A 15,352-nucleotide genomic window follows, 5' to 3' on the forward strand; every position below is an offset into this window, starting at 1 on the left:
GTCATGGGGAGGTCCTTTCTCCAGGCGGGGGCGAGGCGGAGCCGAGGGGGACGACGGCGCCGGGCGGCGCCGTCGTCGGAGGCGGTCAGTTGCCGCCGAGGGCGACCAGCGGGTCGATCCGGGTGACGCGGTAGACCGCGACGACGGCGGCGAGCATGCCGAGCACGAGGACCCCGGCGGCGGGCACCGCGGTGGTGGCCCACGAGAGCTCGAACGGGACGGCCCGCCCCGCGAACGCGCCGACCACGGCGGCCAGCCCGGTGCCCACGGCCACGCCCCCGACGAGCACGAACGCGGCCTGCGCGAGCGAGTCCTTCAGCACCCAGCCGTTCGAGCCGCCGAGGGCCTTGAGCACCGCGATGTCGCGGGTGCGCTGCACCGTCCAGATGGACAGGAACGCGATCACCACGAGCGCCGAGATGCCGTACAGGAAGCCCTGCATGGTCATCAGGGAGCCGTTCTCGGACCGGTAGCTGGGCAGGGCGGCGTAGGAGCCCTTCACGGTCTCGGCGACGGTGCCCGCGGCGTCGTCACCGGCGGCGGCCACGGCGTCGACGTCGGCGCCGGCGTCGAAGCGCACCAGGCCGGCGGTGCCGAGCACCGCGTCGTCGGCGGTGTGCGAGATGGCGTTCCAGTCCTCGAGCGCCAGCCACGTCACGGGGGAGTGGGAGTAGTACTCGGTCGGCACGACGTCGGCCACGGTGTAGACGAAGCCGGAGACCGCGACGGCGTCACCCTCCTGCGCGTGGAGGGAGTCGGCCACGTCCTGGCTGAGCACGATCTGCCCGGGCTCGACGCCGGCCGGCGCGTCGGAGCCGCCCGGGGTGAGACCGATGAACGCGGTGGTGGCCACGCCGGTGGTGGGCTCGCCGGACACGTCCGCGCGGCCCTGCGGGTCCGTGTCCACGGGGTGCTCGAGGCCGATGGCCCGGCCCTGGCTCACACCGAGCGGCTCGACGGAGGCCACGCCGTGAGTGGCCGCCCACGCGTCGCGCTGGGCCACGGTGAACTCGGACTGGGTGAACGACGCGGTGGGCTCCTGGCCCGCCGCGCCGCCGAAGACCAGACGCTGCACGCCCTGCTCGCCGAGGCGGTCGATCGCGGCGGTGTTCTGCCCGCCCAGGCCGGCCGTGAGGCCGGAGAGCATGACGAGCAGCAGGCTGATGAGGGCCACCACGGAGCCCATGAGGGCGAACCGTCCGGTGGCGAAGCGGAGGTCGCGGAGTGCGAGGAACACGGGGCGCGTCCTTTCCTGGGAGAGGTCTGTCCTGAGATTGCCTCCACGGTCTCGCGCGGGGAGGGGTCGGCACATCGCCCGCGGCGGCTGGACCCGGTCAACCGAATGGTTGATCCCGGCGGCTCAGCGGCGCAGCCCCGGGGCCGCGGGCCGCTGTCGCGTCCGGGGCGCGCCCTAGGGTGGAGCCATGTCCGTCGCACCCCGCGCCGCCGTGCCCCCCGCGGCCGCCGAGACCGGCACCACCGCCGTGCTCGCCGGCCTGCGCGTGGCCCTGCACGTCACGTTCGCCGCGCTGCTCACCGTGGGGCTGGCGCGCGCGCTCGCGGACCGGTCCCCGGAGGCGTCCTCCGGTCCGTTCCCGGCCACCACCCTGGTGCTGCTGACCGCCGCGCTGGCGGGCGTCTACCTGGCCGGGACCGTGCTGGAGCGGCGCCGGTGGGCCCGGGGCGACGACGTCGGCCGCGGTCCGGCGGTCGCCTGGCTGGCCCTGGTGCTGCTGCTGTGGGGCCTGCTCGTGGCCCACCACGGCGACTTCGCGTGGGTCGCCTTCCCCCTCTTCTTCGTCGTCCTGCACGTGGTCGACCGGGTGGCCCGGCAGGCCTGGGTGCGCCACGTGGTCGGGCCCGCGCTGGTGGTGGCGATGGCCGTCGTCGTGGTGGCCGGGATGGCGGCGGGCGCCGGCGGCGTGCGGGTGCCGGCCGTGATCGGTCCGCTGGTGGGCGCCGCCGTGGCCGTGGTGCTCTCCGGGGCGTACCGCGCCCTGCACGCCGAGTCCGAGCGCCAGCGTGCCGTGGCCGAGCAGCTGCGCGCCGCGCAGGCCGAGCTCGCGCGCACCGAGCACCGGGCGGGGGTGAGCGCCGAGAGGGAGCGGCTCGCCCGCGAGATCCACGACACCCTCACCCAGGGGCTGGCCTCGATCGTGCTGGTCTCGCGCGCGGCCCAGGACGCGCTCGACGCCGCCGACCCCGCCCTCGCCCGGCAGCGCATGGAGACCGTGCGCGCCACGGCCGCCGAGAACCTCGCCGAGTCCCGCCGCTTCGTCCGCGACCTGCGCGGCACCGGGGCACCGTCCCTCATCGAGGCGCTCGAACGAGCGGTCGCCGGGTTCGCCGACCGGCAGGCCGCCGCCGGGACGCCCGTGGCTGCGGACGTCGAGGTCGTGGGGGAGCCGGTCGCGGTCGCCGAGGCCGTGGAGACCGCGGTGCTGCGAGCCGTGCAGGCCTCCCTGGCGAACGTGGGCGCGCACGCGGGCGCTCGGCGCGCCCGGGTCACGCTGGGCTACCTCGGTGATGAGCTGACGGTGGACGTGGCCGACGACGGCGCGGGGTTCGACCCGGCCGTCGTCGCGGCCCGCCCCCGGGCCGGAGCCGCCGGTGCCGACCCGGGGGCGGGGACCGGCGTGGGGCTGGCGAGCGTGCGCGAGCGTCTCGCTGCGGTGGGCGGCGAGGCCACCGTCGAGTCGGCCCCCGGCGAGGGCACCGTGGTGGCGCTGCGGGTGCCGCTGGCCGCCGCCGGGGCCGGCCGGAGCGCTGATCCCGAGCAGACCGAGAGCGAGGAGACCGCATGAGCGTGCGGGTGATGCTGGTGGACGACCACCCCGTGGTCCGGGCGGGGGTGCGGGCCGTCGTCGAGGCGCACCCGGACCTGAGCGTGGTGGCCGAGGCCGCCGACGGGGCGGAGGCGATCGGCGTCCTGGAGGCGGGCGAGCCCGCGGTGGACGTCGTGCTGATGGACCTGCAGATGGGCGCGGGGATGGACGGCGTGACCGCCACCCGCGCGGTGCGGGAGCGGTGGCCGGGGGTGCAGGTGCTGATCCTGACGACCTTCGACACGGAGGCGGACATCCTCGCGGCCGTGAACGCGGGCGCTGCCGGCTACCTGCTCAAGGACGCCCCGAGCGAGGAGATCGCCTCGGCGGTGCGGCAGGCGGCGGCGGGGCGCAAGGCGCTGGCCCCGCAGGTCGCGGCCACGCTGATGGGGCGCATGTCCGGCGGCTCCGAGGTGCTGTCCGAGCGGGAGATCCAGCTGCTCGAGCTGATCGCGCGGGGCGCCACGAACAAGGTGGCCGCGAAGGAGCTGTTCATCTCCGAGGCCACCGTGAAGACGCACCTGGTGCACATCTTCCAGAAGCTCGGGGTGGACAACCGCACGCGCGCCGTCGACGAGGCCCGGCGACGGCGCATCATCCGCTGACGGGCAGGCCGAGGCGGCCGGCCCTGGAGGGCCCGGCCCTGCTCAGCGGCGCCGCACGTACCGGGTGATCACCGCCGCGGCGACGGCGGCCAGCGCCAGCACGCCGAGCGCGGCGGGCAGGCTGAGGTCGCCGCGCTGGACGCCGAACCCCCGCAGCGTCCAGAAGACGATCAGGGCGCACGTGAACATCACGCCGACGAACATCCAGACCGACCGGAGCCCGGGTCCCAGCCCCGCACCGGGCCGGTGGCGGGGGTCACGGGGGTCACCGTCGTCGCCGGGCTGACCGTGGTGGAGGGGAGGCATCGTCATGCGCTCCACCGTAGGGGCCACGGGCCGGGCCGGGCCAGGGCCACCGCGTAGGCTTCAGGCTCGTGAAGACCCTTGTGCTCGGCAACGGCGGCCGCGAACACGCGCTGCTCACCGCCCTCTCCCGTGATCCGCAGGTCAGCGCCCTCCACGCGGCGCCCGGCAACGCCGGCATGGCCGACCTCGCCACCCTCCACGCCGTCGAGGCCACCGACCCGGCCGCCGTCGTGGCGCTCGCGCGCGAGCTGGGGGCCGACCTCGTCGTCGTCGGACCCGAGGCCCCGCTGGCCGCCGGCGTCTCCGACGCCCTGCGCGAGGCCGGGTTCGCCGTGTTCGGCCCCTCGCAGGCCGCCGCGCAGCTCGAGGCGTCCAAGGCCTTCGCCAAGGAGGTCATGGCCGCCGCGGGCGTGCCCACCGCCGGCTCCCGCGTGTGCACCACCGCCGCGGAGGCCGCCGCCGCCCTCGACGAGTTCGGCGCCCCGCACGTCGTCAAGGACGACGGTCTGGCCGCGGGCAAGGGCGTCGTGGTCACCTCCGACCGCGCCGAGGCCCTCGCCCACGCCGAGGCCTGCTTCGCCGCCGGCGGCACCGTGGTGATCGAGGACTTCCTGGACGGCCCCGAGGTCTCCCTCTTCGTGATCTGCGACGGCGAGGCCGCCGTCGCCCTCACCCCCGCCCAGGACTTCAAGCGCATCCACGACGGCGACGCCGGCCCCAACACCGGCGGCATGGGCGCGTACACGCCGCTGCCGTGGCTGCCCGAGGGCTTCACGGACGAGGTCATGGACCGCGTGGCCCGCCCCGTGCTCGCCGAGATGGCCCGCCGCGGCACCCCGTTCACGGGCGTGCTGTTCTGCGGCCTGGCCGTGACCGCCGAGGGCGTGGAGGTCATCGAGTTCAACGTGCGCTTCGGCGACCCCGAGACCCAGGCCGTGCTCGCCCGCCTCGAGACGCCCCTGGGCGGGCTGCTCGCCGACGCCGCGGCCGGCCGGCTCGGCGCGGACCGTCGACTCGAGTGGAGCGACGACGTCGCCGTGGACGTGGTCATGGCCTCGGCCGGCTACCCGGCCTCCTCCTCGAAGGGCGACGTGATCACCGGGCTGGCCGACGCGGCTGGCCTCGAGGGCGTGCACGTGATCCACGCGGGCACCGCGGTGTCCGGTGAGGACGTGGTGACGGCGGGCGGCCGGGTGCTGGCCGTCGTCGGGCGCGGGGCGGACCTGGCCCAAGCGCGCGAGCGCGCCTACGCGGGCGTCGAGCGCATCCGGTTCGACGGCGCCCAGTGGCGCACGGACATCGGACTCAAGGCCGAGCGCGGCGAGATCACCGTGCCGGGGACGGAGGGAGCGAAGTGAGCGGGGAGCGCGTGGGGTTCACGGGGGCCGAGGCCCTCGAGCTGCCGGGCTGGCGGCACGTCTACTCGGGCAAGGTGCGGGACCTGTACGAGCCCGCTGACGCCGAGCCGGGGCGGTCCGCGACGCTGCTCGTGGTGGCCTCCGACCGGATCAGCGCCTACGACCACGTGCTGGAGCCGCCGATCCCGGACAAGGGCGCCATCCTCACCCGGTTGACCCTGTGGTGGTTCGAGAAGCTGGCCGAGGGCTACAACGGGGCCCACGCCGAGCCGGTCGAGCACCACGTGGTGAGCGCGGACGTGCCCGCGGCCGTGGCCGGGCGGGCGATGATCGTCAAGCGCCTGGACATGTTCCCCGTGGAGTGCATCGCCCGCGGCTACCTGACCGGCTCCGGCCTGGCCGAGTACCGCGCGTCGGGCACGGTGGCCGGCCTGCCGCTGCCCGCCGGGCTCGTGGACGGCTCGCGGGTCGACCCGCCGATCTTCACGCCGTCCGCGAAGGCCGAGGTCGGCGAGCACGACGAGAACATCACGTTCGAGCAGATGGTCGAGCGCGTGGGCACCGAGGCCGCCGAGCGCCTGCGGTTCCTCACCCTGGACCTGTACGCCCGCGCCGAGGCGATCGCCCGCGAGGCCGGCATCATCCTGGCGGACACGAAGGTCGAGTTCGGTGTGGACCCTGCCACCGGCCAGGTGGTGCTGGGCGACGAGGTCCTCACCCCGGACTCCTCCCGGTTCTGGGACGCCAGGGACTACGAGCCCGGCCGCCCCCAGGCGAGCTTCGACAAGCAGTTCGTCCGCGACTGGCTCACGGGCCCCGACTCCGGCTGGGACAAGACCAGCGGGGAGGCCCCGCCGGAGCTGCCCGCCGACGTCGTGGCCAAGACCCGCGACCGCTACGTGGAGGCGTACGAGCGCCTGACGGGCCGCCCCTTCGACGCCTGACCCGCACTTTCGAACGTGGGGTAGGCCCTCTGCCACGTTCGAAAGCGCGTCGGGCGCGCCACCCGTCAGGCGAGCGAGTCCTCCCAGGCCCGGTGCAGCGCCGCGAACCGCCCGTCGGCCGCCACCAGCTCGGCGGGGCTGCCGTCCTCGACGATCCGGCCGTCGTGCATCACGAGCACCCGGTCGGCGGTCTCGACGGTGCTGAGCCGGTGGGCGATGATCAGGGCCGTCCGGTTCCCCAACAGCCGCTCCAGCCCGGCCTGCACGAGTCGCTCGCTCGGCAGGTCCAGCGACGACGTCGCCTCGTCCAGGATCAGCACGGCGGGGTCCGCGAGGAACGCCCGCGCGAACGACACGAGCTGCCGCTGTCCCGCGCTCAGCCGCCCGCCGCGCTTGGCGACGTCGGTCGCGTAGCCCTCGGGCAGCCCCAGGATGAAGTCGTGCGCCCCCACCGCCCGGGCGGCCGCCTGGATCTCGGCCTCGGTGGCGTCGGGCCGGCCGAGGGCGATGTTCTCCGCGATCGACCCGGAGAACAGGAACGCCTCCTGGGTCACCATCACCACGTTGCGCCGCAGATCCGCCTGGCTGAGCTCGCGCAGCTCCACCCCGTCCAGCGTCAGCGAGCCGGCAGAGACGTCGTAGAACCGGGCGATGAGCTTGGCCAGCGTCGACTTGCCCGCACCCGTCTGGCCCACCACGGCCACGGTCTGCCCGGCCGGGATCACGAGGTCGAACTCCGGCAGCACCACCCGGTCCGGTCCGTAGCTGAACACCGCGTCCCGGAACTCCACCCGCCCGGACGCCACGCCCGTCCCCGGAGCGTCGGCCCCGGGCAGCGGCGTGGGCTCGGCGGCCTCCACCACGGTGGGCTCCTCCTCGAGCAGGCCGGAGACCTTCTCGAGCGCCGCCGTCGCGGACTGCAGCGACGAGTAGAACATCGCCACCATCTCCATGGGCTGGAACACGCGCCGTCCGGCCAGCAGGAGCGCCACGAGCACCCCCACCTCGAGGTCGCCGTCGAGGACGCGCAGGCCCCCGGTCACGAGCAGCGCCGCCACCGTCAGGTTGCCCGTCGCCACGAGCACCGGCTGCAGGATGCCGAACAGGTTGAGCGTGGCCACCATGTCGTCCCGGTAGGCCGTGGCCAAGTCGCGGTACCGCGCGTCGTTGTCCCGTTCCCGCCGGAAGGCCTGGACCGCGCGGATGCCGGTCATGGTCTCCACGAAGTGCACGATCGACCGCGCCGAGGACACCCGCGACCGCCGGTACGCCTCCTCGGACCGCACCTGGTACCAGCGCGTCACGATCGCCACCGGCACGGCCGCACCCAGCAGCACGAGGAACGACGGCGGGTCCAGCAGCAGGATGGACGCCGCGGTGAACGACATGAACATCAGCCCGGACACGAGCGAGGACACGCCCTGGTCCAGCAGCTCCCGCAGCGCCTCCAGGTCCGAGGTCTGCCGCGAGATCACCCGCCCGGACGTGTACCGCTCGTGGAAGCCGAGGCTCAGCCGCTGCGTGTGCCGGAACACGCGCAGCCGCAGGCTCAGCAGCATGGCCTGGCTCGCCCGCGCGGTGAGCCACGTGTACGCCCCCAGGAGGCCGCCGGAGATGAGGGCCGCCGCCACGTACGCCCCGCCCACGGGGACGAGGATGGGCCAGACGGATTCGTCGGCCCGCACGGCCTCGACGACGCGCGGCAGCTCCGCGTCGATCGCCCAGGCGATGATCAGCGGCCCGGCCGCCCGCGCCGCGTTGGACACGAGCACGAAGACCACGGTGAGCAGCAGCGTCCCCCGGACCGGCCGCGCGAGCTCGCCGAGCAGCCGGAAGGACCGGCGCCGGATGTGGCGGCGCTCCGCGCGGGTGTAGTCGAGGTCCTCTTCGGCCCCCACGCCGCGCACGCGGCTCACGTCGGCGGCGCTCATGCCTGCTCCTCCGGTCGGCTCGAGATGATGTGCCGGTACACGGCGCTGCGGGCCAGCAGTTCGGGGTGCGTCCCCACGTCCTCGATCCGCCCGTCCGCCAGCACCGCGACCCGGTCCGCCAGGGCCACGGTGGAGGGACGATGCGCCACGATCAGGGTGGTCGTCCCGTCGAGGACCTCGCGCAGGCGCGCGGTCACGGCCTCCTCGGTGCGCACGTCGAGGGCGGAGAGGGGGTCGTCCAGCACGAGCACGTCCGGGCGCGCCGCGATCGCGCGGGCGAGGGCGATCCGCTGGCGCTGTCCGCCGGAGAGGCTGAGGCCCTCCTCGCCGATCTCGGTCTCGACGCCGTCCGCCAGGTCCGCCACGAAGCCCGCCTGCGCGGTCTCGAGCGCGAGGTCGAGCAGGGCGTCCGCCGCGGGGGAGTGGAGGCCGTCCGCGAGCACGTCCGCCGGGGCGCCGAGCAGCACGTTCTGCCGGATGGTCGCGGAGAACAGCGTGGCGTCCTCGAACGCCACGGACACCCGCCGGCGCAGCTCCTCGAGCGGCATCCGGCGCACGTCCACCCCGTCCACGCAGACGGAGCCCGCCGTGACGTCGAGCAGCCGGGGGACCAGCTGCAGCAGCGTCGACTTGCCGGCGCCGGTCGCGCCGACCAGGGCCATCGTCTCGCCGGGCACCAGCTCGAGGTCGACGCCGTCGAGCAGGTCGCGCTCCCCGCGCCCCGGGTCCGCGTCCGGCCAGCGGAAGCGCACCCCGCGGAACGCGAGCGCGCCGGTGGCCGGGGGCACGACGGCGGCCTCCCCGGTGGGCGAGGCGATGTCCACGGGCGTGGCGAGGACGTCCACGTGGCGGTCGATCGCCGTGCGGGCCGAGAGCGTCATGCCCATCAGCTGGCCCACCGACTCGACCGGCCCGGCCAGCACGGCCGCGGTGGCGAAGTAGGCGGCGAGCGCGCCCACTGTCAGCTCCCCGGTCGCCACGAGCCACAGGCCCAGGGCGAGGCCCAGGCCCAGCACCGTCTCCGGCAGGGCCACGATGAGCGCGATGAACCGGGCCAGCACCGAGGCCTTGTGCACCTCGGTGCCCTGCAGCGTGCGGGCGCGCCCGCGGAAGCCGTCGAGGGCGTGCGCGCCGCGGCCGAACGCCTTGAGGACGCGGATGCCGTGCACCGACTCCTCGACGGACGTGGCGAGGTCCCCGGCCTGGTCCTGGGAGAGCCGGGACGCGGCGCGGAAGTCGTTGCGGAACCCGAACGACGCCCACATGATCGGCACGGCCGCGGCGAGGTAGAGCAGGGCCAGCTGCCAGGACAGCAGGAACAGCAGGACGAGGCCGACGGCGATGGTCACCACGTCCACCACGAGCATGACCGAGCCGAACGCGATCCACCGCCGCAGCAGCGAGAGGTCGCCCTGGGCCCGGGAGAGCAGCTGCCCCGAGGGCCACGCGTCGTGGAACGCCACCGGCAGGCGCTGGAGCCGTTCGAACAGGGCGATGCGCGCCCGGTTCTCCACCCCGGCGGCCGGCGGGAGGATGAAGTACCGGCGCAGGCCGATGAACGCGGCCTCGGCGAGGCCGAGCACGGTGAGCAGGCCGGCGGCCCGCCATACGTCCGCGCGGGAGTCGGGGGAGGAGGGCCCGGCGAGCACAGTCTGCGTGAACACGGTGTCCACGAGCAGGTGGATGACCTGCGGGATGGCCAGGGCCACGAGGCCCGCCGCCGTGGCCGAGGCGAGCCCGAGCACCCAGCGCGCCCGCACGCCCTCGAGGTACGGTGCGATCCCGCCCAGGGCGTCACGCAGGGACGAGGCGGCGGGAGAGGTGGCGCGGGTCACGGGGCTCCACTGTACCCGCGGCCGCGGACGGGACAGGCGGCTCAGCCCCGCGGGACCAGGTCCAGCACCACGGCCTCGGGCCGGCACGCGAACCGCACGGGCGCGGACGGCGCGGTCCCCAGGCCGGCCGACACCTCGAGGGGGACGGTCCGCCCCGCGGCCGTCCACGTCGAGACCCCGGAGGCCTGTCGGCGGGGCAGGTCGCAGTTGGTGACGAGCGCGCCGAGGAACGGCACGCACACCTGCCCGCCGTGGGTGTGGCCGGCGAGCAGCAGGTCGGCGCCGTCGGCGGTCATGGCGTCCAGCACGCGGCGGTACGGGGCGTGGGTGACGCCCAGCCGGAACCGCCCGTCGTCGCCGGGCCGCCCGGCGCCGTCGTCGGGCGCGGAGCCGGAGAAGCCGGCCCAGGCGTCCAGACCGAGGTGCGGGTCGTCGGTGCCGGCGGCGAGGACCTCGAGCGTGGTCCCGGCGCGGGTCGGCACGGCCAGAGCGGCGCCCCGGTTCGTCAGGTCGGCCCAGCCGGCGGCGCGGAACGCGCCGAACAGGACGTCGGAGGGAAGCCGGGGCCGGTCCGCGTCCATGCGCGAGGGGCCCGCGAAGTACCGGAGGGGGTTGGCCGCCTTGGGCGCGTAGTAGTCGTTGGAGCCGGGCACGAACACGCCGGGCCGCGCCAGCAGCGGCCCGAGCGCGTCGAGCACGAGCGGCACCGACGCCGCGGCGGACACGTTGTCACCCGTGTTGACCACGAGGTCCGGCTCGAGTGCATCCAATCCGCGCAGCCACGCCCGCTTGGCCCGGTGCCGGGGCAGCAGGTGGATGTCCGAGAGGTGCAGCACCCGCAGCGGCGCCGACCCGGCCGGCAGCACGGCCAGTCGGTGCGTGCGCACCGTCCGGGCCTCGGCCTCGGCGAGGCCCCAGGCCAGGCCGAGGCCCGCCGTCGCGGCCAGCCCGGCGGCGGCAGGCGCTGCGGCGCAGAACATGCGCCGGGCGCGGGAGGCGGCGGGGCGCATCGCGGTCAGAAGCCCGGGACCGCCTGGGGCTGCGGCCCGCCCCGGTCCAGGTCGTCGATGGTGAACTGGCGTCCGTCCGGGTGCTCGCCGGCCTCGCCCGGGTCCTCCGACTGCGGGCCGTCCCACTCGGGCAGTTCACCCGGCGGGAACTTCTCCTTGGCCAACTGGTTGTACTCGAGCCAGGACGGGCCGTTGATGGAGGTCGAGTAGAACGGGTTGCGGACCTCGCCGTTGACGGTCTCGCCCGTCATGGACTTCAGGTTGTTGTAGCGGCCGGTCCACACGGCGGTGGCCAGCTCGCTGGTGAATCCGACGAACCACGTGGAGGACACGTTGTCGTTCGTGCCCGTCTTGCCGCCGAACTCGTAGCCGGCGCCCTCCTCGGCGATGTTGAAGCCGCCGATGTGGCGCAGGACCGGCATCAGCTCCCGGACGTGGTCCGGGTCGATGACCTGGTCGCACTGCGGGTCGGCGACGTCGTACTGGTTGCCGGCGGTGTCCGTGACCTCCAGGATGGCGCGCGGCTCGCAGTACAGGCCGTTCGCGGCGATGGCGGCGTACGCGCCGGCCAGGGAGAGCGGGGCCACCGAGTCCTTGCCGAGCAGGAAGGACGGGTCGTCCGGCTGCAGCGGGGAGCTGTCCAGGGCACGGGTGATGCCCAGCTGGGTGGTGAGGCTCGTGATGTCGCACAGGTCCAGCTGGTACGCGGTGGCGACGGTCGGGGTGTTCACGGACCAGAAGAGGCCCTCGTCCACGCGCACCTGCCGCAGCATGTCGGGGATCACGTTCTTGAACTGCCAGGTGCCGCCGATCGTGGTGTAGCCGCCCGGGCGGCACGAGGCCGCGAAGCGCGTGCCCGTGGGGTAGACGTTCCGGGAGGCGTCCACGGAGTCGACCAGGCGGTTGCCGTTGCGCAGCCAGGTCAGGGCCACGAAGGGCTTGAGCGTGGAGCCGGCCTGGAAGCCCTGGCCGCCGCCCCACTGCTTGTCCACGTTGAAGTTCAGCGAGGTGTGGCCGAGCTCGTCCTGGATGGCGTACTCGGTGTTCTGGGCCATGGTGCGGATGTTGCCGGTGCCGGCCTCCACCGAGGTGAGCGCGTGGCCGGCGCCCAGCGACTCGTTGTTGGGCACGGAGGCGCGCAGGTTCTTCTCGGTCTCCTTCTGGAGCGTCGAGTCGATCGTCGTGCGGATGGTGAGTCCGCCGCGGTCCAGCAGGGCCTGCCGGGACTGGACGTCCGGGCCGAACGTGGGGTCGGCAAGGATCTGCCGCTCCACGTAGTCGCAGAAGTAGGCGCCGAACTTGGCGTAGAGGCAGCCCGAGGGGCGGGACTCCATCACCACCTCCATCGGCTGGGCGACGGCGTGGTCGTACTCCTCCTGGGAGAGGTAGCCGTTGTCCTTCATCGCGTTCAGCACGAGGTTGCGCCGCTCCGTGGCCTCCTCCGGATTGCGGGCCGGGTTGAACCGGGTGGGGGACTGGACCATGCCGGCCAGCGTGGCGGCCTCCCAGCTCTCCAGGTCGGCGGCGGACTTGCCGAACACGTACTGCGAGGCGGCCTCGACCCCGTAGGCGCGGCCGGAGAACAGCACGATGTTGAGGTAGCCCTCGAGGATCTCGTCCTTCGACATCTGCTTCTCGACGGCGACGGCGAGCTTGATCTCCTTGACCTTGTCCGCGATGTTCTTGGAGCCGGAGAGGGTGAGGCGGGAGTCGCCGCGGATCTGCTGCACGTTCACCAGCATGTTGTTCACGAACTGCTGGGTGAGGGTGGAGGCGCCCTGCGTGGAGTCGGAGGTGGCGTTGTTCACGGCAGCGCGGATGAGGCCGCGCGCGTCCACGCCGTCGTGATCGTAGAAGCGCTCGTCCTCGATGGCCACGATCGCGTGCTGCATGTGCTCCGAGATCTCGTCCAGCGGGACCGGGGTGCGGTTCTCCTCGTAGAAGACGGCGATCTCCTCACCGTCCTCCGAGAGGATGCGCGACGGCACGGAGACCGGCTCCGTGGGCAGCTCGTCCGGCAGCTCGTCCAGCATCTCCCGGCCCGACGCGGCGGCGACACCGGCCAGGCCCGCGACGGGCAGCAGGAGGGCCGCCACGAGCAGGCCGGCCACCGCCGAGAGGCCCACGAAGGCGAGGAGGCGGCCGAGGGCGCTCGAGGGCGCGGGGAAGCGGGTCGTGCGGGAGGCCATGGGCGCGAGTGTAGCGCGGGCACCTGGGACCTCTTCCGGGGTCCGCGCCGGTGGCTAGGGTGGGTCCCATGACTCAGCAGACGCAGTGGGAGTACGCCACGATCCCCCTCCTCATCCACGCGACCAAGCAGATCCTCGACCAGTGGGGCGAGGACGGCTGGGAGCTCGTCACGGTGATCCCGGGCCCCGAGGGGAACAACCCCGTGGCCTACCTCAAGCGTCCGAAGGCGGCGTGAACGTGACGGAGCAGTCCTCGGCCCCCACCTGGGGCGACGGCGCCGTCGCGGCCCGCCTCGCGGAGCTCGGCATCGACCGACCCGCCGTCGCGGCGCCGGTCGGCTCCTACGTCCCGGCGCTGCGGGACGGCGACCTCGTGCTGACCTCCGGCCAGCTCCCCTTCGTGGCCGGCGCCCTGCCCGCCACCGGCAAGGTGGGCGCGGAGGTCACCCCCGAACGCGCCCAGGAGCTCGCGCGGGCATGCGCCGTGAACGCGGTGGCCGCGGTGCACGAGCTGGTGGGCGACCTGGACCGGGTCGCCCAGGTCGTCAAGGTCGTCGGCTTCGTGGCCTCCGACCCCGCGTTCACCGGTCAGCCCGGCGTGGTGAACGGCGCCTCGGACGTGCTGGCCGAGATCTTCGGCGAGGCCGGCCGCCACGCGCGCTCCGCCGTCGGCGTGGCCGTGCTGCCCATGGACGCTCCCGTCGAGGTGGAGATCACCGTCCGTGTCCGCTGACCCGGCCGGCCTGCTGCTGCCGGTCCCGGGGCAGGAGGAGGACCTCACCCGCCAGTGGCTGGACCGGCGCTTCCGCCAGGTCCGCCCCGCCCGGCCCGGGTCGTCCGTCGTGCTCGTCCGGGACGGCGACGACGGCCCGGAGGTCTTCCTCCGTCACCGCGCGGGACGCACCCCGCTCGGCCGCGTGGGTCTGCCCGGCGGCGCGCTCATCGAGTCCGACGCCGACTCCTGCCCGTGGTACGGGCCCGAGCCCTCCCAGTGGGCCCGCACGTTCGGGACCACGGACCGGCGGCGTGCGCGGCAGCACGTGGTGGCCGCCGTCCGTGAGCTCCACGACGAGGCCGGAGTGCTCCTCGCCGGTCGCTCCGACACGGACGTCGTGTCCACGGCGCGCATCGAGACCTGGGGCGGGGGCCGCAGCTCCCTCGAGGAGGGCTCGGAGAGTCTGCCCCATCTGCTGGCCGCGCGTGGCCTCGGGGTGCGCGCCGACCTGCTGCGCCCCGTCATGCGCTGGCGATCCGCGCCCCACGTCCACCGACGCTTCGACACGGCCGTGTTCGCCACGATGACCCCACCGCTGCAGTCCGCGCCGGCATCCGAGGAACCCGGTCCCGAACTTCAGGCGTGGGTGCCCGCGCGTCGCGCGCTCGCCGGCCCGCTGCGGCTGCCCGGACCCGCCGGGGCGGAGGGCACGGCACCCTTCGACCAGGTGGCGACCCCGCTGACGCAGGTGATCGTGCGGCGGGTCGCGGCGCACCGGACGGCCGCCGCCTTCCTGCTCTCCGTCACGCCCTGTGTCCGGCGTGGTCCCGTGCCGGAATACCATCTGGTCACCGAGGCCGGCGACGACGGCACCCCCCGGATGCGCGTGGAGCGGGCCACCCGGGACTGACCGGGGTGGCCCGCTCCACGGCAGGGCGGGGGGCGTCAGCGCGAACGCTGACGCAGACGCTGCAGGTCCAGGATGACCACGGCGCGGTTCTCCAGGCGGATCCAGCCGCGCTGGACGAACTCGGCCAGGGCCTTGTTCACGGTCTCGCGGGACGCGCCCACCAGCTGGGCGAGCTCCTCCTGCGTGAGGTCGTGCGCCACCAGCAGGCCGTCCGCGGCCGGGCGGCCGAAGCGGTCCGCGAGGTCCAGGAGCGCCTTGGCCACGCGGCCCGGCACGTCCGAGAACACCAGGTCCGCCAGGGACTCGTTGGTCTTGGACAGGCGCTGGGCCAGGGCCTGGAGCAGCTGGACCGACACGTCCGGCGAGGAGGCGATGGCGCGGCGCAGGTTCTCGTGGCGCAGACCGGCCAGGCGCGTGGCGGACACCGCGGTGGCGGTGGCGTTGCGCGGGGCGGGGTTGAACAGGGCCATCTCGCCGAAGATCTCACCGGGGCCGAGCACGGCCACGAGGTTCTCGCGGCCGTCCGAAGCGGTGCGGCCGAGCTTGATCTTGCCGGACATGATCACGTACAGCTGATCGCCCTGGTCGCCCTCGTGGAACGCGGACGCGCCGCGGGAGAGCTCCACCTCGGTCAGCTCCGAGGTGAGGATGGCGAACACCTCGTCGTCCAGGTTGGTGAACAGCGGAGCCTTCCGCAGAACCTCGAGATCCATGTGTGCGTGTC

14 protein-coding genes are annotated in these 15,352 nt (G+C 74.5%); 7 read left to right on the top strand and 7 right to left on the bottom strand.

Annotation, left to right across the window (positions count from 1 at the left end):
* Nucleotides 1-85 precede the first annotated feature (85 nt).
* Nucleotides 86-1,237: an ABC transporter permease gene (locus J1M39_RS04925; protein WP_041103973.1), complete on the bottom strand. Its 1,152-nt coding sequence runs from the start codon at nt 1,235-1,237 to the stop codon at nt 86-88.
* A gap of 187 nt (nt 1,238-1,424) precedes the next feature.
* Between J1M39_RS04925 and J1M39_RS04930 the strand changes: the two genes are divergently transcribed.
* Together J1M39_RS04930 and J1M39_RS04935 are read left to right on the top strand one after the other, a co-directional pair.
* Nucleotides 1,425-2,804 carry a sensor histidine kinase gene (locus tag J1M39_RS04930; protein ID WP_052520068.1) on the top strand — a complete coding sequence of 460 codons (1,380 nt, stop codon included), beginning with the start codon at nt 1,425-1,427 and terminating at the stop codon, nt 2,802-2,804.
* A complete protein-coding gene (locus J1M39_RS04935) occupies nt 2,801-3,430 on the top strand; it encodes a response regulator (protein WP_020624423.1) in 630 nt (209 codons plus the stop codon). Before J1M39_RS04930 ends, J1M39_RS04935 begins: the two co-directional genes overlap by 4 nt.
* Before the next feature lie 42 nt (nt 3,431-3,472).
* On the opposite strand, the gene J1M39_RS04940 is transcribed toward J1M39_RS04935, so the two are convergent.
* Nucleotides 3,473-3,742 carry a hypothetical protein gene (locus J1M39_RS04940; RefSeq protein ID WP_036314260.1) on the bottom strand — a complete coding sequence of 90 codons (270 nt, stop codon included), beginning with the start codon at nt 3,740-3,742 and terminating at the stop codon, nt 3,473-3,475.
* Between the two features lie 62 nt (nt 3,743-3,804).
* Here J1M39_RS04940 and purD point away from each other — a divergent pair, with 62 nt between their 5' ends.
* A complete protein-coding gene (gene purD, locus J1M39_RS04945; protein ID WP_036314263.1) occupies nt 3,805-5,094 on the top strand; it encodes a phosphoribosylamine--glycine ligase in 1,290 nt (429 codons plus the stop codon).
* Entirely contained in the window at nt 5,091-6,038 is a 948-nt protein-coding gene (locus J1M39_RS04950; protein WP_036314265.1) for a phosphoribosylaminoimidazolesuccinocarboxamide synthase, read from the top strand. The genes purD and J1M39_RS04950 overlap by 4 nt, the downstream gene beginning before the upstream one ends.
* A 65-nt stretch (nt 6,039-6,103) precedes the next feature.
* Here J1M39_RS04950 and J1M39_RS04955 read toward each other — a convergent pair whose 3' ends face one another.
* Genes J1M39_RS04955 through J1M39_RS04970 form a run of 4 tightly spaced genes read right to left on the bottom strand, consistent with a single transcriptional unit; the run spans nt 6,104 to nt 13,003 of the window.
* A complete protein-coding gene (locus tag J1M39_RS04955; RefSeq protein WP_036314267.1) occupies nt 6,104-7,969 on the bottom strand; it encodes an ABC transporter ATP-binding protein in 1,866 nt (621 codons plus the stop codon).
* Nucleotides 7,966-9,804, bottom strand: a complete 1,839-nt coding sequence (locus J1M39_RS04960) for an ABC transporter ATP-binding protein (RefSeq protein WP_036314269.1) — start codon at nt 9,802-9,804, stop codon at nt 7,966-7,968. The genes J1M39_RS04955 and J1M39_RS04960 overlap by 4 nt, the downstream gene beginning before the upstream one ends.
* Before the next feature lie 41 nt (nt 9,805-9,845).
* The gene (locus J1M39_RS04965; RefSeq protein WP_206496519.1) at nt 9,846-10,814 is read right to left on the bottom strand and encodes a metallophosphoesterase; all 969 of its coding nucleotides are present in this window, start codon (nt 10,812-10,814) and stop codon (nt 9,846-9,848) included.
* Between the two features lie 5 nt (nt 10,815-10,819).
* Nucleotides 10,820-13,003: a transglycosylase domain-containing protein gene (locus tag J1M39_RS04970; RefSeq protein ID WP_129866900.1), complete on the bottom strand. Its 2,184-nt coding sequence runs from the start codon at nt 13,001-13,003 to the stop codon at nt 10,820-10,822.
* A 68-nt stretch (nt 13,004-13,071) separates the two neighbouring features.
* Here J1M39_RS04970 and J1M39_RS04975 point away from each other — a divergent pair, with 68 nt between their 5' ends.
* The 3 genes from J1M39_RS04975 to J1M39_RS04985 are packed head-to-tail and all read left to right on the top strand — an operon-like array spanning nt 13,072 to nt 14,628.
* Entirely contained in the window at nt 13,072-13,239 is a 168-nt protein-coding gene (locus tag J1M39_RS04975) for a DUF4177 domain-containing protein (protein WP_010080276.1), read from the top strand.
* Complete coding sequence (locus J1M39_RS04980) at nt 13,236-13,736, top strand: RidA family protein (RefSeq protein WP_020628330.1); 501 nt, start codon at nt 13,236-13,238, stop codon at nt 13,734-13,736. The genes J1M39_RS04975 and J1M39_RS04980 overlap by 4 nt, the downstream gene beginning before the upstream one ends.
* Entirely contained in the window at nt 13,726-14,628 is a 903-nt protein-coding gene (locus J1M39_RS04985; protein WP_044658871.1) for a hypothetical protein, read from the top strand. The genes J1M39_RS04980 and J1M39_RS04985 overlap by 11 nt, the downstream gene beginning before the upstream one ends.
* A 35-nt stretch (nt 14,629-14,663) precedes the next feature.
* Here the strand turns inward: J1M39_RS04985 and J1M39_RS04990 are convergent, their stop codons facing one another.
* On the bottom strand, nt 14,664-15,341 hold the full coding sequence (locus tag J1M39_RS04990) for a Crp/Fnr family transcriptional regulator (protein WP_002854021.1): 678 nt from the start codon (nt 15,339-15,341) through the stop codon (nt 14,664-14,666).
* Nucleotides 15,342-15,352 lie beyond the last annotated feature (11 nt).

It is taken from the genome of Micrococcus sp. KRD077 (genome assembly GCF_017168505.1).
In the GTDB taxonomy this organism is placed as follows: domain Bacteria; phylum Actinomycetota; class Actinomycetes; order Actinomycetales; family Micrococcaceae; genus Micrococcus; species Micrococcus luteus.